The sequence below is a fragment of the Flavobacterium sp. FlaQc-48 genome (genome assembly GCF_044007335.1).
Classification (GTDB): Bacteria; Bacteroidota; Bacteroidia; order Flavobacteriales; family Flavobacteriaceae; genus Flavobacterium.
This window is the reverse complement of the sequence record NZ_JBIPCR010000003.1, coordinates 55,769-73,668: the sequence shown is the minus strand read 5'-3', so window position 1 is coordinate 73,668 and position 17,900 is coordinate 55,769. Positions and strand designations below refer to the sequence as shown.

At 34.9% G+C, this 17,900-nt stretch carries 15 protein-coding genes; 7 read left to right on the top strand and 8 right to left on the bottom strand.

The window, feature by feature from the left end:
* Positions 1-532 precede the first annotated feature (532 nt).
* Positions 533-3,085, top strand: a complete 2,553-nt coding sequence (locus tag ACHRWY_RS05665; protein WP_395353274.1) for a T9SS type A sorting domain-containing protein — start codon at positions 533-535, stop codon at positions 3,083-3,085.
* Between the two features lie 552 nt (positions 3,086-3,637).
* Positions 3,638-6,481, top strand: coding sequence for a T9SS type A sorting domain-containing protein (locus ACHRWY_RS05660; protein WP_395353273.1), 2,844 nt, complete (start codon positions 3,638-3,640; stop codon positions 6,479-6,481).
* 70 nt (positions 6,482-6,551) lie between these two features.
* On the opposite strand, the gene ACHRWY_RS05655 is transcribed toward ACHRWY_RS05660, so the two are convergent.
* The 6 genes from ACHRWY_RS05655 to ACHRWY_RS05630 all read right to left on the bottom strand — a co-directional run bounded on the left by ACHRWY_RS05655 (position 6,552) and on the right by ACHRWY_RS05630 (position 11,309).
* On the bottom strand, positions 6,552-6,956 hold the full coding sequence (locus ACHRWY_RS05655) for a hypothetical protein (protein WP_395353272.1): 405 nt from the start codon (positions 6,954-6,956) through the stop codon (positions 6,552-6,554).
* Positions 6,937-7,500: a LemA family protein gene (locus tag ACHRWY_RS05650; RefSeq protein ID WP_395353271.1), complete on the bottom strand. Its 564-nt coding sequence runs from the start codon at positions 7,498-7,500 to the stop codon at positions 6,937-6,939. Before ACHRWY_RS05650 ends, ACHRWY_RS05655 begins: the two co-directional genes overlap by 20 nt.
* 7 nt (positions 7,501-7,507) lie before the next feature.
* Positions 7,508-8,554 carry a hypothetical protein gene (locus ACHRWY_RS05645; RefSeq protein ID WP_395353270.1) on the bottom strand — a complete coding sequence of 349 codons (1,047 nt, stop codon included), beginning with the start codon at positions 8,552-8,554 and terminating at the stop codon, positions 7,508-7,510.
* A gap of 38 nt (positions 8,555-8,592) precedes the next feature.
* Positions 8,593-9,405 (bottom strand): leucine-rich repeat domain-containing protein, encoded by an 813-nt coding sequence (locus ACHRWY_RS05640; protein WP_395353269.1) that lies wholly within the window; start codon positions 9,403-9,405, stop codon positions 8,593-8,595.
* A 16-nt stretch (positions 9,406-9,421) separates the two neighbouring features.
* Positions 9,422-9,616, bottom strand: coding sequence for a hypothetical protein (locus ACHRWY_RS05635; RefSeq protein ID WP_395353268.1), 195 nt, complete (start codon positions 9,614-9,616; stop codon positions 9,422-9,424).
* Positions 9,617-9,755: 139 nt separating this feature from the next.
* Positions 9,756-11,309 carry an aldehyde dehydrogenase family protein gene (locus ACHRWY_RS05630; protein ID WP_395353267.1) on the bottom strand — a complete coding sequence of 518 codons (1,554 nt, stop codon included), beginning with the start codon at positions 11,307-11,309 and terminating at the stop codon, positions 9,756-9,758.
* Between the two features lie 181 nt (positions 11,310-11,490).
* Here ACHRWY_RS05630 and ACHRWY_RS05625 point away from each other — a divergent pair, with 181 nt between their 5' ends.
* Positions 11,491-12,450: an MBL fold metallo-hydrolase gene (locus ACHRWY_RS05625; RefSeq protein WP_395353266.1), complete on the top strand. Its 960-nt coding sequence runs from the start codon at positions 11,491-11,493 to the stop codon at positions 12,448-12,450.
* Positions 12,451-12,478: 28 nt separating this feature from the next.
* Here the strand turns inward: ACHRWY_RS05625 and ACHRWY_RS05620 are convergent, their stop codons facing one another.
* Both ACHRWY_RS05620 and ACHRWY_RS05615 read right to left on the bottom strand, forming a co-directional pair.
* Positions 12,479-13,018, bottom strand: a complete 540-nt coding sequence (locus ACHRWY_RS05620) for a 3-hydroxyanthranilate 3,4-dioxygenase (RefSeq protein WP_395353265.1) — start codon at positions 13,016-13,018, stop codon at positions 12,479-12,481.
* A 126-nt stretch (positions 13,019-13,144) separates the two neighbouring features.
* Positions 13,145-14,260 carry an endonuclease/exonuclease/phosphatase family protein gene (locus ACHRWY_RS05615; RefSeq protein WP_395353264.1) on the bottom strand — a complete coding sequence of 372 codons (1,116 nt, stop codon included), beginning with the start codon at positions 14,258-14,260 and terminating at the stop codon, positions 13,145-13,147.
* A gap of 313 nt (positions 14,261-14,573) precedes the next feature.
* Between ACHRWY_RS05615 and ACHRWY_RS05610 the strand changes: the two genes are divergently transcribed.
* The 4 genes from ACHRWY_RS05610 to ACHRWY_RS05595 all read left to right on the top strand — a co-directional run bounded on the left by ACHRWY_RS05610 (position 14,574) and on the right by ACHRWY_RS05595 (position 17,761).
* Entirely contained in the window at positions 14,574-15,473 is a 900-nt protein-coding gene (locus ACHRWY_RS05610) for an LD-carboxypeptidase (RefSeq protein ID WP_395353629.1), read from the top strand.
* Between the two features lie 178 nt (positions 15,474-15,651).
* Positions 15,652-16,023, top strand: a complete 372-nt coding sequence (locus ACHRWY_RS05605) for a YraN family protein (RefSeq protein ID WP_395353263.1) — start codon at positions 15,652-15,654, stop codon at positions 16,021-16,023.
* Positions 16,024-16,142: 119 nt separating this feature from the next.
* Positions 16,143-16,799 carry an aspartate kinase gene (locus tag ACHRWY_RS05600; RefSeq protein ID WP_089477609.1) on the top strand — a complete coding sequence of 219 codons (657 nt, stop codon included), beginning with the start codon at positions 16,143-16,145 and terminating at the stop codon, positions 16,797-16,799.
* Positions 16,800-17,197: 398 nt separating this feature from the next.
* On the top strand, positions 17,198-17,761 hold the full coding sequence (locus ACHRWY_RS05595) for an RNA polymerase sigma factor (protein ID WP_395353262.1): 564 nt from the start codon (positions 17,198-17,200) through the stop codon (positions 17,759-17,761).
* Positions 17,762-17,900 lie beyond the last annotated feature (139 nt).

Here is a 17,900-nt window from a genome sequence, read left to right as displayed (position 1 = left end):
TTTGAAATTCTCCTAAAATAATTTCACCAGATCCTACCTTTATAAGGCTTAAAATAATGACACTTATTTCTTAAAGTTTTATACTATTAAGCATTTTTACTTCTCCTGAATGGTTCCCCGGCTGCTGCCCAAAAGAATCATTTTTATTAATACAATAAATTATTCGTAAGCTGGAAGAATATCTTTTTATGTAATTTTTCTTTCAAATACAGCATAAAAAATTTCTGCACTTCAATAAACTTACTTTAAAGTGCCCTTTTTTTCTAATTCTTGAAAACAGGGAAAAATTCTTCCTAAAAACTTGTCAGTACCACATTTTTAGTATTGTGTAATAAATTACATTTTATGCAATTTATTACATATTCAATAATTAAACCTACTTTTTTTTATATTATACATTTTTAATTATAAAAATATTCAGAATTCAAAAATTATATATATTTTTGTGTAATCGATTACAATTTTAAAATTAACCAATTTGAAATTTAGATTGCAAAAAACCACAAACTAAACAACCTTAAAAACACCACTTATGAAAAAAAAACTACTTTACCTCATTTTACTATTTACAACCATACAAATAGCCGCTCAGCAAATAACACTTACCGAATCTTCAGGCTGGCTGGAATCTGCTTTTGTAAAATGGACCCCTCTTTCAGGGGTTGACAGTTACAATGTTTATTATACCGGAGGAGGCCAAACCAACAAGAAAATAGACAATGAATTAATACGCAGTTACGGTTCTTATTTTCGCGCTGATATACCGGGACTGGCAGCGGGCAATTATACCATTACCGTAAAACCTGTTACTGCAACTGTAGAAGGCACAGGAACAACAACACCAGGTTTAACAGTTTTGGCACAGGATCGAAATGGTTTTGCTTTTGATAGCGGACGAATTCCAGGAGGATACAAGATTGACGGTACTCCAAAAACCGGCGCTGTAATTCTTTACATCACACAAAATACAAAAAACACAATTTCAATGAACATCACCGGAGCCAGTACAAATCCATGTATTGGTTTACAAAATATTTTATATGGAATAAAAAAAGGAAAAGACACACGTCCTTTTATCATTCGATTGATAGGAAACATTACCGACATGACCGTAATGGAAGGCGGTGATATTACAATTGAAAATGCCAATAACGCAAACAGTTACCTTACGATAGAAGGAGTCGGGAATGACGCAGTGATAAATGGAATGGGAATACGACTAAAATCAGCATCCAACATTGAAGTAAACAATCTTGGATTTATGAATTGCGATAGTACCGCAGGGGATAATGTTGGTTTACAAGATAAAAACGATCATGTATGGGTTCATAATTGTGATTTATTTTATGGCAACGCAGGTTCTGACGCAGATCAGATTAAAGGAGATGGCGCAATGGACAACAAAGGATCCACCTATGTTACTTTTTCATACAATCACTTTTGGGATAGTGGTAAATCAAGTTTACTGGGTTTAAGCGAAGGAACAACAACTGGTTTATACATCACCTATCATCACAACTGGTTTGATCACTCCGATTCCCGCCACCCGCGTGTTCGTTATTATTCAGCTCATATTTATAACAATTATTTTGACGGGAATTCAAAATATGGCTCAGGTGCCACTCTAGGATCTTCTTTGTTTGTAGAAAGCAATTACTATCGCAACAGCAAACATCCAATGATGACTTCTTTGCAAGGCACAGATGTTTGGGACGAAGCCGGCCAAAAAAACAATCCGGGCACTATGGGTACTTTTTCCGGTGAAGCGGGAGGATCTATAAAAGCCTACAACAACACTTTTGATGCTGATATAGCTACTAATAATATGCGTTTTGTAGCTTACGGCGACACTAACCCTCTCTACAACATATCAGGAAAAATCAGTTCAACAACAGACTTCGATGCTTATGTAGTAACAAATCGAGGAGATCAGGTTCCGGCGACTGTCAAATCATTTTCAGGGGCTAATACATATAATAACTTTGACACAAATGCTTCTTTGTATGTAAAAGATCTTGTAGTAGAACAACCTGCTGCTGCAAAAACCAAAGTAATGCAATACGCAGGACGTGTTTCAGGAGGCGACTTAAAATGGACTTTTAACAATGCCACTGAAGATGCATCTTCTACCGTAATTACAGCATTAAAGACAGCACTTACTAATTACGTTTCTACACTTGTCGCGGTACAAGGCGAAACACCTGCCGTTGTAAGCAGTCAGACACTTTCGACAGACACTGACAACAATCAGACTGTTAGCGCCGCAACAGCAATTGAGCCAATGATTTTTATCTGGAGCGGTGACGCCACAGATGCAGCCGTAACCGGATTACCTGCATCTGGAATAACTTTCGTAAAAGACATTCCAGGTAAAACAATTACAATTTCAGGAACTCCCACTGCCAGTGTATCATATTCAATAACTACAAGTGGTTCAGGCGGAACGCCAGCAACTGCAACAGGAACCATTACATTAGAAGGAACCGGCACTCCAGCTCCCGGAGATCAGATACATGATTACACTGCATCAGGAAAAACCAGTACATTTTATACTATTACAGGAAATCTGGCAACGAATAAAGGAACTGTTACTTATAATAATTTAACACTAACGCAGTGTTTAAAAATGGAAACAGCCACCACTATTACCTACACCACAACTCAGGCAAGTACATTAACACTTGTTTTTGCAGAAGCAGCAGGAACAGCAAAAATTGATGGTACAAATTATACTGCTACTGCAGGAATTATTAGCATTAGTGTTCCGGCCGGAAATCATACTATTGCTAAAAAAGATACCGCAAATTTATTTTACATGAAAACGGCCTATACCACAAATTTAGGGTTAGGTCAAAATTTTGAGACCAACAAATTAATTGTCTATCCAAATCCGGTTACGAATCAAATGTTTATTTCTGCAGATAATGCTCAAAAAGTAGAAGTCTATAATCTTCTTGGAACGTTAATAAAAACAGTCGAAAAAGATATCGAATCAATAGATCTGAGTCATTTAACAGCCGGCCATTACATAGTGAAGATAACAACGGATCAAGGCACAGTTACTAAGAAAATTATAAAAAAGTAATAACTGACAAATGCATCAAAGGCTTCCTTCTGGAAGCCTTTTTTATTTCTAAAATTGAAATTACTTTCCCGAATCTCAAATCTCGTTTTGCTTTAATTAAAACATAACTTTTAAACCTCATAAAAATCATCTTCTAATTGGTGCTAAATTGATTTTAAATTTCATTTTAAATGAATAATTCTATCAAAATGTATCCTTGTGCGGTTATCTATAACAGCTTTTTTCCTACTTAAACAAAGTCCGCAAAAAAAAATATAAATACTTCATTTTGAAGTCAATTCATAAAAATTACTCTATTTATTTTACTGACAAAATACAGTAAAACCAGACTTGACGCAGTTTTCTTACATTATGTAATAAGTTGCATTTAGTGTAATTTATTACATAATACTCATTTTAAAGCTTAATTTTTTATTGTTATTTTATTTTTATCAACAAAAAATTACACAATTAGGAAATAATATATATTTTTGTGCAATCGATTACAATTGACCAGGTAATTTCGATTTAAAAAAACCACAAAAAACTTTATTAACTAAAAAACCACTTATTATGAAAAAAAACCTACTTATTCTGGCTTTTTTGCTTGTCAGTCTTCAAATCTGGGCACAGCAAATTCAAATTAACGAATCTTCGGGCTGGTTAGAATCAGCATTTGTAAAATGGCAACCTTTAAGCAGTGCTCAAACCTATAATGTTTATTACACCGGAAATGGTTTTGTTGACAAAAAAATTGATGATCAGCTTATTAGAAGTTATGGCTCTTACTACAGAGCTGATATTCCCGGATTAAAAGCCGGATCTTATACCATTAAGGTAAAGCCCGTTATTTCAGGAACCGAAGGAACAGGATCTACTACAGGAAGTTTAACAGTATTAGCTCAGGACCGTAACGGTTTTGCTTTTGACAGCGGCCGTGTGCCGGGTGGTTATAATGCTGACGGAACCCCAAAAACAGGTGCTGTAATTCTCTACATTACTCAAAATACCAAAAATACCATATCCATGGACATTACAGGTGCAAGCTCAAATCCTTGCGTTGGTTTACAAAACATTCTGTATGCCATTAAAAAAGGAAAAGATACACGTCCGTTTATTATTCGCCTGATCGGAAATATTACTGATATGACTGTGATGGAAGGCGGAGATGTGGTAATTGAAAATTCAAATAATGCCTCAAGTTACGTAACCATAGAAGGTGTAGGAACTGACGCTGTTGCTAATGGTTGGGGTGTACGCCTTAAATCAGCTTCAAATATTGAGGTTAGCAATATTGGATTCATGAATTGCAACAGTACCGCAGGGGATAATGTTGGAATGCAACAAGATAATGATCATATTTGGGTTCACAACTGCGACTTGTTTTATGGAAATGCAGGTAGTGATGCTGACCAGATAAAAGGTGACGGGGCACTTGACAACAAATCTTCTACTTACATCACGCTGTCTTACAATCACTTTTGGGATAATGGAAAAGCAAGTCTTTTAGGATTAAGCGAGGGAACTACTACAGGCTTATACATTACCTATCATCATAACTGGTTTGATCATTCAGATTCGCGCCATCCTCGTGTTCGCTATTATTCAGCTCATATTTATAACAATTATTATGATGGTGTTGCAAAATATGGTGCCGGATCTACTATGGGATCATCACTTTTTGTAGAAGGAAATTATTTCCGTAACAGCAAACATCCCATGATGACTTCTCTACAAGGAACAGACATTTGGGACGAAGCCAATCAGGTAAATAATGCCGGAACTATGGGAACTTTCTCTGGCGAGGCAGGAGGATCTATCAAGGCGTTCAACAATACTTTTGATGCAGATATTGCAACAAACAATATGCGTTTTGTAGCGTATGGCGATACAAATCCTTTATACAACATTTCAGGAAAAATTAGCTCTACAACAGATTTTGATGCTTACGTAGCCTCTTCAAGAGGTGAGGTTGTCAGCAGTAATGTTAAATCTAAATCCGGGGCAAACAGCTATAATAACTTTGATACCAACACTGCTTTATATGTCAAAAATTTAGTAATTGAACAACCTGCAACTGCAAAAACTAAAGTAACACAATATGCAGGACGTGTTTCAGGAGGAGATTTAAAATGGACCTTTACAAACTCTGTAGACGATGCTTCATCAACAGTGATTTCGGCCTTAAAATCTGCACTTACCAACTATACCGGGTCATTGGTTGCCGTACAAGGCGAAGGAAATCCTCCTGCAAGCAGTCAGACACTTACTTCTACTGCTAATAATAACCAAACGGTCACCAGCGGAACAGCAATCAGTTCAATAGTTTTTACCTGGGGCGGAAGTGCAACAGATGCTACAGTAACAGGATTACCAGCATCCGGAATTAGCTTTGTAAAAAATACAACAGCAAAAACAATTACAATTACCGGAACTCCAACAGCAACTTTATCTTACTCCATTACTACGAGCGGAACCGGAACAGTAGCAACGGGATCAGGAACCATTACAGTTACAACGGCAGGAAGCCAGACATTAACAGCACCAACAAACAAAAGCCAAACCGTATCAAGCGGAACGGCCATTAGTTCAATCATTTTTACCTGGGGAGGAACTGCAACAGACGCAACAGTAACCGGATTACCTGCTTCCGGAGTTAGTTTTGTGAAAAATACAACCGCAAAAACAATTACTATTACAGGCACCCCAACAGCTACTTTATCTTATTCTATTGCTACAATTGGAACCGGAACAGCAGCAACAGGATCAGGAACCATTACAGTAACAACAAGCAATCCCGGCACAGATCAAATTCACAATTTTACCACTTCCGGTAAAACAAGTTCATTCTATACGATCTCCGGAAACATGAATTCTACACCCGGATCTGTAACATATGCAGGACTAACATTAACAGAACGCTTAAAAATCGAATCAAGCACTTCAATCACCTACACCACCACAAGTGCTTCAACATTGACTTTAGTTTTCGATTCGAACTTTACAGGAACCATTAAGGTAGACAATGTCTCCTACACTGCTTCTGCCGGAATCGTTACAGCTTCCGTTGCTTCCGGTTCTCATACCATAACCAAAGGATCTGTCGCTAATTTATTTTATATAAGTACAAAATACAGCAGTGGTACAGCCAGAATGTCTCAACCTGAACAAGTAGTCGAAACCACTGAATCTGCAAAGATAATTTTGTATCCAAATCCGGTAATTAACACTTTATACTTATCAAATTCAAGTCAAAAAACAGAACAAATTTTAATTTATAATTTGTCTGGCATATTGGTTAAAAGTGCCGGAAAGAACAATGAGAGTATCGATTTGAGCCAACTCATTCCGGGAACTTATTTAGTAAAGGTTTATACTAATGAGGGTTCATTCAATCAAACCATTATTAAAAAATAAATTTCATTTTACAAGTAAAGGCTTCCAAATTTCGGAAGCCTTTCTTTATACTATTTAGCGGAATTATTACTTATCTTTTTCGATTTCTAAACTCTTCCTGTTCACTCATTTTACCAAACTCCCTGAAAAAACTTTTTATAGTTTCCAGGTTAAATAAAACAAATAAAAACATTCCAATAAAAATCGTAATCCAGCTGTAAATAATTTTTACGGCAGAAACATCTAAAGCCACAACATAGAAAACAATAGTTGGTAAAATCGACACTAACAATGTTAATCCCAGGGATAACATAAACGGATTAACAAAAAAGCGATTTACAGCATTAAAACCAAGCTTTCGAAGGATCATGGCAATAAATACTAAAGCTACAAGACCAAAAATAATACTGCCAAAACCATAAATTAAAACCTGATCTCCTAAACTATTAATAGTGCTTTCATACCCGAAAAAAGTATTAAAATTGAATCCCGTCATATTTTTTGTCTTCTGGTGTAACATCAAATAAAGGTTGTGTTTTATAGCCAATGATTGTCGCCAGAATAAAATTAGGAAACTCCTGAATTCCCACATTATAAAGGTTTACACTATCATTAAAAAATTCCCGCCTGTCTGCAATTTTATCTTCCATTTGTGAAACCCGTTTTTGCAGCTCCACAAAATTATTATTTGACAACAGTGTTGGATAGTTCTCCGAAACCGAAAACAAGTTTTTCATTGTTTTAGAAAACTCATTTGCATTATCAATTTTCTCTTCTACTGTTTTTGCATTCAGGAAATCTGTTCTTAATCTGGTTAGGTTTGTAAGCATATCGGTTTCATGTTCCATAAATTTAGAGGCTACTTTGACCAGTTCAGGAACTTCATCTGCCCGCTGCATCAAAATAACATCAATATTTCGAAATGCTTTTTCATTGTTATTTTTCAGCATAACAAGCCTGTTGTAAATTCTGATAAAAAAATTAAAAAAGACAATAAGCAGAATTATTCCGGCAATTAATGCTATGTTTTGAACAGTCATATTTTATTTAATTTAAGATGATATAAATGAGTATAAGCGAAATAAAGAATAAGGTCGCTAAAAAAGAATCTAATAGCGGCTTATATTTATTTCTGAATGAAATGTTTCTGGGAACAGCAACTCCAAACACATTATCAGAAATGCCTTTTGTAATGATAACATTCCCATTGTCTGATTCCGCATAGCCTATAAGCAACATATAATCATTGCTCTTTAAATACGTTTCGGTGTACCTCGTTTTCCCACCAGACTGATTATCAATTCTGTCAAAATAGTAGCTTAATCCCTCTCCGTCTACGGTAACAGACCCGGTTTCATCTTTTATTTTAAACTTACCGGTTTTAACTTCACTAAAAATAGTAGAATAAGTTGTTCTGCCATCATCATCTCGCGGACTCTCTTTTTCGATTTTATAAGAATAGCCAATACAAGGTTTATTGAAATAAGGCGAAATTATAGGTTCTATTTCTTCCAGCTCTCCTTCGATTTCCACTAATCCCATCGCAATGGCATCAACTTTTGAAGTAGGCAAAATAGATTGCATTCTAAAAAATTTACTTTTACCACTTGGAAAGAAAATAGAACTAACCAAAATGAAACCCGGAATGATTAAAAATAACAGCTTTAAATTTTCTGTTTCAGCCAGCCAATAAAAAGCAGCCAGCATACATACTAAAACAAAAAAACCGAGGAGTTTATCCTTAAGCGGTGTTTTTTGAATATTATGAATTCTGTTGAACTTTTCCCTTTCTGCTTTTTCTTCTTTACTGCTTCGAATACCCGAATAAATCATTCCAATAATTCCGAATAAAAAAACAGAGACAAATAAAAATAAAATAACAGCAAAAGGATATGTATTATCAACCAGAAAACTTAAACCAACAAGCAATGGACATAATACAAAAAACAGCCAATTTGAAAATTTGAAATTAAAAAGGCCCGAAAAAATTACAGTTTGAAACAGGGCTATTCCCAGGCTGAAAAGCATCAAAAAGATAACCAGTCCGCCATCTGCCTTATTCTGGGTAAGAAATGTAAAAAATTCATTCATCATTACAAGTGCTATATTTGGATATCCCTTAACAGAATTCCTTAAAATACTATTTCGACTTCTTTAGAAAGGAGCTTTCTAATACGGTTTCTTTCTCTATCTGAAATTGGATTATTACTCAAATCAATACCAATAAGTTTATGCAATTTATTGATTTCATTTGGAACTTCGGTAATTTGATTATGGCTTAAAACAAGAAATTTTAAGTTTTTGAATTCCAAAATTTCCTGAGGAAACAGCTTTAATTTTGTATTTGACAAATTGAGCTCTGTAACCAATTCAGGTTTTAATTTTGCTTTATCCAAATTATAGAAAGTGGTTTTTTCCTTTTTCTCCTCTTCTTTCTTTTTACTCAAAAGCCCAAAAACAGCCAGAATTAGTGACGCAACAAAAAAGATGCACAAAAATGCCACCCAAATCGGGTCGTTATTTTTTTCTGTTGTAAAAAGGCGTAAATAAATATAGTACCCCATTCCAAAGAACAGCGTCAAAAACAAGCCAAGAAATATCAGGTAAAGAATGTATTTAAAAAATGTAAAAATGAGTTTTTTTACATGGACTGTATTTTTTGCAAATCGAAAATATACCATTAAACCCAGGACTAAAATCCAAAAAATAAGTGCTCCTGTTTTAGCGATTTCATTACCGTTTTCAATAATCGAAAAGGTAAAAGAAGCAGGAAACATTCCTATAAACCAAATAATAAGTGTCGTAATTCCAAGGGGAAAACAACCCGGTCCGTCTTTTTTACCAGAAGACTTGAGCCAAAAATAAGCCAGCAAAAAAGACAAGAGGAGCAATCCTAAAAATCCATATCCGTACGGTGTAAGTCCGCCTAAAAAAATTAAATTCATTTTAGCCTTTTTTTATTTACCAATCTGCCTCTGGAAGATTTTTTAGCACCTGATCCTGATTATCCCCAACAAAAAGGTGCTGTCTTTTTAATTTAAATTTTTTAATTTGATGTGTACCCGACATACTGTCCTTCAGAGTGTCTATCAATTCCATATCTGCAACTCCTGAAATCAAATTATAATCGACTGCTATTTGAGAACCTGCTCCCATATTAAAAGTATCGATTTACAGACCGTATTTTATATTTCAGTTATAATACAAATCTAAATAATTTACTACAAATTTTGCATAAAAAAAGCCACCTCTTCCAAAGAAATGGAAAAAGCGGCTTTTCAGTAAATTGTTATTGTTACAAATCAAATTTAATCCCCTGAGCCAATGGCAAACTAGTGGTATAATTGATTGTATTGGTTTGACGACGCATATAAATTTTCCAGGCATCAGATCCGGATTCCCTTCCTCCACCTGTTTCTTTTTCTCCACCAAAAGCACCACCAATCTCCGCTCCTGAAGTTCCAATGTTAACATTGGCAATTCCGCAATCTGAACCTACAACTGACAGAAATCTTTCTGCTTCACGTAAATTATTGGTCATAATAGCCGATGATAATCCCTGTCCTACTCCATTTTGAATTTCGATAGCATTATCTACATCTCCGGAATATTTAATCAAATATAAAACCGGAGCAAAAGTTTCGTGCTGTACAATAGCGTATGAATTTTGAGCTTCGGCAATTGCCGGTTTTACGTAACAACCGCTTTCATAGCCTTCGCCTGAAAGTACTCCGCCTTCAACCAAAATTTTTCCACCTTCGGCCACTACTTTGTTCAAAGCCACGGCATACATTTCGACTGCATGGGTATCGATTAACGGCCCAACATGATTGTTTTCGTCAAGCGGATTACCAATTCGCAATTGCTTGTATGCCGCTACTAAAGCGTCTTTTACTTTATCATAAATACTTTCGTGAATGATCAATCTACGGGTTGATGTACAACGTTGTCCGGCAGTTCCAACAGCTCCAAAAACAGCTCCAATTACCGTCATTTTAATATCGGCATCCGGAGTTACGATAATCGCATTATTTCCTCCTAATTCTAATAATGATTTCCCTAAACGACCTGCCACTGCTTGTGCTACAATTTTTCCCATTCGGGTTGAACCTGTAGCAGAAACCAATGGAATTCTGGTATCGGCTGTCATTAATTCTCCTATTTTATAATCTCCGTTGATCAGACATGAAATTCCTTCCGGCAAATTATTTTCTTTAATAACCTGGGCAATAATATTTTGGCATGCGATTCCGCAAAGAGGTGTTTTTTCAGAAGGTTTCCAGACACAAACATCTCCCGAAATCCATGCTAAAGCAGTATTCCATGACCAAACGGCAACCGGAAAATTAAATGCCGAAATAATCCCAACCACTCCTAACGAATGATATTGCTCATACATGCGGTGTCCCGGTCTTTCAGAGTGCATCGTTAATCCGTGAAGCTGGCGTGATAAACCGACTGCAAAATCGCAGATATCGATCATTTCCTGAACTTCTCCGTAACCTTCCTGCAATGATTTTCCCATTTCGTAAGAAACCAATTTACCAAGGGCTTCTTTATTTTCACGTAACTTTTGTCCAAACTGACGAACAATTTCTCCGCGTTGTGGCGCAGGAATCAAACGGAAAGTTTTGAAAGCTTCTGTTGCTGCCTGCATTACTTTTTCATAATCCTGAGGCGTTGACATTTTTACAGAAGCAATTAATTTTCCATCAACCGGGGAGAAACTGTCTAAAACTTCTCCTGAAGAAAAATTTTCTATTCCCGTAGATGTTCCTTCATTTATCAATTTAATGCCCAATTTTTCCAGAGCCTCATTCATGCCAAATTGCGATGCTATTGTTGTCATTGTAACTTTTTTAGTTAAAATTGTTATATTTTTATGTAAAGATATTATTTCGAGTTGAATTTCAATCGAAGCGAGTTGTTAAAATCAGGTAAATTTAGGATTAATTAAAATGAATTAAAGCAATGTTCCGTAATTTATTCGTCTTAATTCAGGAACTTTGCAGCAATAAAATTATTTAAATATGGCAGTATTCAATCGCTTTTTGATTTGTTTTCTTTTCATTTCATTTCATGCATTTTCTCAAAAAGAGCAAAAAACGTCTTTTCAGGTTGTTCCCTTAGGAATAAAAGGCGGAATTGACGAAAAAAATCTTTCGGCTTATTTGGTAGCTCCAATAAATACAAATGATTTTATTTCTCTGGATGCCGGAACTATAAATGCAGGAATTGAAAAAGCAATCGAAAACAAAGTTTTTAAAGTTTCTACCAGCGAGGTTTTACGAAAGTATATTAAAGGATATTTTATTTCGCATGCCCATTTAGACCACGTTTCGGGATTGATTATCAATTCTCCTGCCGATTCTTCGAAAACCGTTTATGCGACTGAGAAATGTATGGAAATGATGGAAAATCATTATTTTAATGATCAGACCTGGGCTAATTTTGGTGACAAAGGGCCCGGAAATCCTTTAAAAAAATACCATTTTCAAACTTTAAATATTGGCCAGGAAACTCCAATTACCAATACACCTATGACCGTAAAGGCTTTTCCGTTAAGTCATGTGAATCCGTTTGAAAGCACTGCTTTTTTAATTAAAAACGGAGATTCGTATGTGCTTTATTTAGGAGATACGGGACCTGACACTGTAGAAAAAAGTGATAAATTACATTCACTTTGGACAGCCATTGCACCTCTTGTAAAAAGCAAACAATTAAAAGGTATTTTTATTGAAGTTTCATTTCCAAATGAACAGCCTGATCAGTTTTTATTTGGTCACTTAACTCCAAATTACCTGATGAAGGAGCTCCATATTTTAGCAGATTTATCTGGAAAAGATACTTTGAAAGGCTTTAATATTATCGTAACCCATTTAAAGCCGCCAACTAAAAACATTATCAAACTAAAGGAACAACTGCAAAAACAAAATGATCTTGGATTGAAGATTATCTATCCGGAACAGGGAAAGCGATTTGAGTTGTAAAACCAATAAATGATTTGTAAGTTATTTTTTATCTTTTAGCAACAAATCTGGGATCAGATTCCATTACGGTTCCACAATTATCGCAGGTTCTTAGTTCCTCTGAATTGTAGAAATGCTCAAAATGTGGCAGGAAATCTCTTTCGATATTATGTAGTTCAAAAAACACTTCGTACAGTTTGTGATTGCAATTGTCACAATGCCAAAGCAATCCGTCTGTATATCCTTTTCCGGCACGTTTGCGCTCGATTACTAAACCAATTGAGCCTTCAGCACGAACTGGAGAATGCGGAATTTTAGCCGGATGAAGGTACATATCACCCGCATGTAATTCCATTTCTTTACGTTCTCCGTCTTCCTGAATAATGACTTTTATATTTCCCTCAAGTTGATAAAACAGCTCTTCGGTTTCATTATAATGATAATCTTTACGTGCATTTGGTCCTGCAACAATCATCACGATATAATCACCGGAATCAACGTAAAGATTTTTATTTCCAACAGGTGGTTTAAGTAAATGACGGTTTTCGTCGATCCATTTCGTAAGGTTGAAGGGTTTTGCTATTGACATTTTTAGTGGTACTGAGTTTCTATGAAGCTAAGTTAAGGAAAAGTTTTCTGGTAGAGGCGTACTGTATTGAGTCTTTAAGTATTGATTTTTGAAATTGATTTACAAGCAGACGCATTGCGGTGTGGTCTACAATTTTATCTCTTTAATGAGATAGATATAAACCGGAAAATGATCGCTAAAACCAACTTCGGTTAAACTATGACGTAACGGATATCCTCTATACTGACCCGATTGCTGAACCAGATAGGGTTTATTAAAAATATTGGCCTTCCAAAACATAAAAGTTGAAAAGTCCGGTTTAATAAGACTCCCGGTAATCATAATCTGATCAAAAATATCCCATGAATCCCGAAATGCAATTGTTCCCATTCCTTTATTTGCCATTTCTTCAAAGGGATTAAAAATACCAAACTCAGAAACTTCTTTTTTTTGAGCTTTTGCTCCCAATGCTATTTTTACACTTTTATTAAAAGGGCCATCGTTTAAATCGCCCATTGTAATCACTTTTGCGGCTGGATTTATTTGCTGTAAGGAATCGATGATTTTTCGGTTTAACCTTCCGGCAGCTTCACGGAACTGACTGCTGGCTTTTTCGCCACCTGATCGCGATGGCCAGTGATTGATGATAATACTAATCTCCTCGCCTTCTAAAAAACCGGTAACTAAAAGCTGATCTCTCGTAAAAACCCGATTGTTATGTATCTTTCTTTCCGATTTTTCCTCTACTTCATCATCAGGATTATCTTCCTTTTGTTCTTCATTAAACGGAACTTTGCTTTTATATATTAATAGTGGAATATTAGAAAATGAAGTTGGTCTGAAATATTTCTTCTGATACAATAATGCGACATCTATTCCGCGTTTGTCCGGCGAATCAAAATGAATGATTCCATAATCAAACGGAAGCAATCGGCGCTCTTTAATGAGATCTTCCAAAACACCCCGGTTTTCAATTTCGGAACCTCCAATAATGGTTGGAGCGTTTGAGTTTTCGGGCGTTCCGATTTCTGAGATAACCCTGGAAAGATTCTTTAATTTTTGCTCATACTTTTCTTTTGTCCAGTGCTGAGCCCCATTTGGTGTCCATTCGTCATCTTCTGTATCGTGGTCATCATTGATATCAAAAAGATTTTCGAAATTATAAAATGCCACGGTATGGATACCATATTTTTTAGATTGTGCCTTTAACGAAACAGCAAAACAGAGGAAAACCAGGTAAAATATAACTATAGAGGAGCGCATAAACTTTTTGAATTTTTAAATGCCCAATTTACAATAAAATGTAAGAATTTTCCAAATATTTAATTTCATTTTGTTTTTTTATTTACAAATAGTCATGTAACTTGCCCACTGAATTTACTGAAGCATTAAAAATGAAAAATGTTTATTCTTACGGCGCTCAGACAATCAGAATAAACATCAACCGAAATATAATTTAAGTACAAAAATCATGAAACTAACCTCAATACAATTCATAAAGCAACACTTTACATTTTGTAAACTGGCATTTCTTATTTTTGCCTTACAATCATTCACCTGTCAATCTCAACAAAACATGATCACACCAGCTTACTTAAAGAAGGGAGATACTATTGCCATTGTAGCAACAGCCCGAAAAAACATTGATGACAATTTAAAACCTATATTAGATCTCATACACAGTTGGGGCCTTGAGGCAGTAGTTGGTACTAGCATTGGACTTGATTTTAACCAGCTTGCCGGAACTGATGAACAGCGTGCTGCCGATTTTCAGCATCAGTTAGACAACCCGAATATTAAAGCCATCTGGTGTGTTCGTGGCGGATACGGAACGGTTCGAATGATCGATTTACTTGATTTTGCAAAATTCAAACAACACCCAAAATGGATTATAGGGTTTAGTGATGTTACCGTTTTACACAATCATTTAAACACAATGGGCTATAAGTCTATTCATGGTATTATGCCTGTAACCGTTGCACGTGCAACCCCGGCTGCGATTAGCTCAATGAAGTCAGCTTTATTTGGAGAACCTATTAGCTATTCTATAGGACCCGATAAAATGAACCGTTTTGGTAAAGCAACGGGAGAATTGGTTGGAGGAAATTTATCTATTTTATACAGTTTATTAGGCTCTCCATCTGCCATAGATTGCAAGGATAAAATTTTATTTATCGAAGATTTAGACGAATATCTCTATCATATTGATCGTATGATGATGAATTTGAGACGTAATGGCTGTATCGAAAACCTAAAAGGAATTATTGTTGGAGGCATGACCAAAATGAAAGACAATGAAGTACCCTGGGGGAAAAATGCAGTTGAAATTGTTGACGATGTAACCAAAAAATATAATATTCCTGTAATTTTTAATTTTCCTGCCGGACATATTCAGGACAACAGAGCCCTGATAATGGGAAGTACCATTTCTATTGAAGTAAATGAAACGGGAAGTACGGTTACTTTTCAAAAATAATTTTACATTTTCCTGAACTTCCAGGGAAAATCTCAAAATACCACTCATAAAATATCGCAAAGACGCGAAGTCGTAAAGTTTAATTCAATTCTTTGCGACTTCGCGTCTTTGCGTGCAAATTATTCGTTTAGAGCATAAAAAACTCATAATTCATAAATTATAACTCACGACTAAAAAAATGGCTGAACACAATGAACTCGGTAAAAAAGGGGAAGAACTTGCTGTAGAATATCTTCAGGAAAATGGATATGAAATTCTGGATCGAAACTGGACTTTTCGAAAGGCCGAAATAGATATTATCGCTCAAAAAGAAGCTATTTTGGCCATAGTTGAAGTCAAAACACGATCAAGTTTAGATTTTGGTTTACCGCAGGAATTTGTAAAACCAAAAAAAATTCAATTACTCATAAAAGCAGTAAATGCCTACATAAACTATAGGGAAAAGGATTTTTCGTCAGATTTAAACATTCGATTTGACATTATTGCCATCCATAAAAGCGGTGAAACATTTGCAATTGAACACCTTACAGATGCTTTTTATCATTTTTAACATAATTTTTTATTGTTATATTTGTAACAAATTGTTTTTTAATTTATATTTGCAGAGGTGTTATAACATCAGATTAACTACACAAACCAATTACGTTACAAAAAAAAAAGAAAAAAATTATGAAAACCGTTTCATCAATCGTAGAAAATTACATCAAAACAAAACCCTTTTTATTAAATGCGCTATCACTTGGTATCATTAATCTTACTTCTCTTTCCAGGAACATTATGACCGAATTGGAAAGTGAATTTGGTAAAGAAGTCAAACAAGGCGCTGTTGTAATGTCACTTAAACGACTAACGGAGGAATTAGATTTTAAACTGAACCACAAAATCAATAAAGTAATCAAAAATATTGGTGAAATTACGGTTCGATCTGAATTGACAGATTACACTTTTGCAGCTTCTGAAACTGTTTTAAACAAACAAGCTGATTTAATTTCTGACATTAATGCGTTATCTGATATATTTTATACCTCATCCCGTGGTGTAAACGAAACCAATATTGTGGTGAGCAGCAGCGTAAATCATTTAGTTGAAAAACATTTTGTACGTGAAAAACTGATTCAGAAATTGGATAATTTAGCTTCTATTACAGTTAAATTGCCAAAAGAAAACATCGTAGTTCCAGGGATTTATTACTTCATATTTCAACGTCTGGCCTGGGAAGGAATTATCATAAATGAAGTAATTTCGACTTCAAACGAATTTACCATATTAGTGGGAGAAGATCAGGTTGATGTTGCTTTTAAAGTAATTAAAGACCTGAAAAATTAATTGAACTTTGCTTCGAAGAATTATTAATCATTCTTCTGTTTCATATATAATCCTTTTGTCTTTTTCTATAAAGATAAAAGGATTTTTTATGGCCAAAAGTCATTATAAGATCATTAACCATTGCTATACGAAATAAGAATATTCGCAATAAATCAATACTACAGCAAGAAATTTATAAAATATCAGTTAAAAATATACTGACTTGACAAAAAGCCATTTAACAAGGCGTTTGCTGAGATTCTGCACAAACTTTATTAAAAAAAATAGAATTAACTTTTTTTTAATAGTATTTGTTGAGAATAATATTTTTATATATTTGCTAACCAGTCAACAAATTAGAGTACCAATTTTGATAGTATCATAATATAATTAGATTTAAATACAGACTAATTAAATTAATGTCAGAAGCAATCGATCATAGCGAAAAATTATTGGTGAGTGAACTCAAAAATAGCAACGAAAAAGCATTTCGTTCTCTTTTTGATTTATACTATCAGGATATCTATGGCTATAGCATTAGTCTCTTAAAATCAAAAGAAGCCGCAGAAGAAAATGTTCAGGATGTTTTTATGAAAGTTTGGCAACATCGCGAAAACTTAAATCCGGACCAATCTTTTAAAGCATATATTTTTACCATTGCCCGAAATCAGGCTTTTAATTTTTTAAATAAAGCAGCAAATGATGTACTGCTCAAAGAAGAAATTTTTTATGAAAGCCAGAAATCACACGAATATGGTGATTATTCCATTCGTGAAGCCGATTGCAAGAAACTTCGAAAACAGGCCATGAAACAATTGCCGCCCAAACGAAAGCAAATCTTTAAAATGTCCCGAAAAAAAGGAATGACTTACGAAGAAATCAGTCAGGAGCTCGGGATCTCTATCAATACAGTCCGGAACCAAATGAGTAAAGCATTAGAATCAATGCGGGTCTTTTTTCAGGTTCATGACGAAATTATCTAAACCAAAAAACCACATTTCAACCATTAAAATCACTCTTTCGGGTGATTTTTTTTTGCATCATTTGCAAAATATTGCAAGAGTAAAAAAGCTTGTAAAACAAGTACTTCACAAGCTTTTTTTAACCTGCTCGTCATCTTCC

Excerpts from the sequence above, each read along its gene's own strand:
- ACHRWY_RS05665 (WP_395353274.1), top strand. The coding sequence starts at position 533 with ATGAAAAAAAAACTACTTTACCTCATTTTACTATTTACAACCATACAA.
- ACHRWY_RS05660 (WP_395353273.1), top strand. The coding sequence starts at position 3,638 with ATGAAAAAAAACCTACTTATTCTGGCTTTTTTGCTTGTCAGTCTTCAA.
- ACHRWY_RS05655 (WP_395353272.1), bottom strand. The coding sequence starts at position 6,956 with ATGACGGGATTCAATTTTAATACTTTTTTCGGGTATGAAAGCACTATT.
- ACHRWY_RS05650 (WP_395353271.1), bottom strand. The coding sequence starts at position 7,500 with ATGACTGTTCAAAACATAGCATTAATTGCCGGAATAATTCTGCTTATT.
- ACHRWY_RS05645 (WP_395353270.1), bottom strand. The coding sequence starts at position 8,554 with ATGATGAATGAATTTTTTACATTTCTTACCCAGAATAAGGCAGATGGC.
- ACHRWY_RS05640 (WP_395353269.1), bottom strand. The coding sequence starts at position 9,405 with ATGAATTTAATTTTTTTAGGCGGACTTACACCGTACGGATATGGATTT.
- ACHRWY_RS05635 (WP_395353268.1), bottom strand. The coding sequence starts at position 9,616 with ATGGGAGCAGGTTCTCAAATAGCAGTCGATTATAATTTGATTTCAGGA.
- ACHRWY_RS05630 (WP_395353267.1), bottom strand. The coding sequence starts at position 11,309 with ATGACAACAATAGCATCGCAATTTGGCATGAATGAGGCTCTGGAAAAA.
- ACHRWY_RS05625 (WP_395353266.1), top strand. The coding sequence starts at position 11,491 with ATGGCAGTATTCAATCGCTTTTTGATTTGTTTTCTTTTCATTTCATTT.
- ACHRWY_RS05620 (WP_395353265.1), bottom strand. The coding sequence starts at position 13,018 with ATGTCAATAGCAAAACCCTTCAACCTTACGAAATGGATCGACGAAAAC.
- ACHRWY_RS05615 (WP_395353264.1), bottom strand. The coding sequence starts at position 14,260 with ATGCGCTCCTCTATAGTTATATTTTACCTGGTTTTCCTCTGTTTTGCT.
- ACHRWY_RS05610 (WP_395353629.1), top strand. The coding sequence starts at position 14,574 with ATGATCACACCAGCTTACTTAAAGAAGGGAGATACTATTGCCATTGTA.
- ACHRWY_RS05605 (WP_395353263.1), top strand. The coding sequence starts at position 15,652 with ATGGCTGAACACAATGAACTCGGTAAAAAAGGGGAAGAACTTGCTGTA.
- ACHRWY_RS05600 (WP_089477609.1), top strand. The coding sequence starts at position 16,143 with ATGAAAACCGTTTCATCAATCGTAGAAAATTACATCAAAACAAAACCC.
- ACHRWY_RS05595 (WP_395353262.1), top strand. The coding sequence starts at position 17,198 with ATGTCAGAAGCAATCGATCATAGCGAAAAATTATTGGTGAGTGAACTC.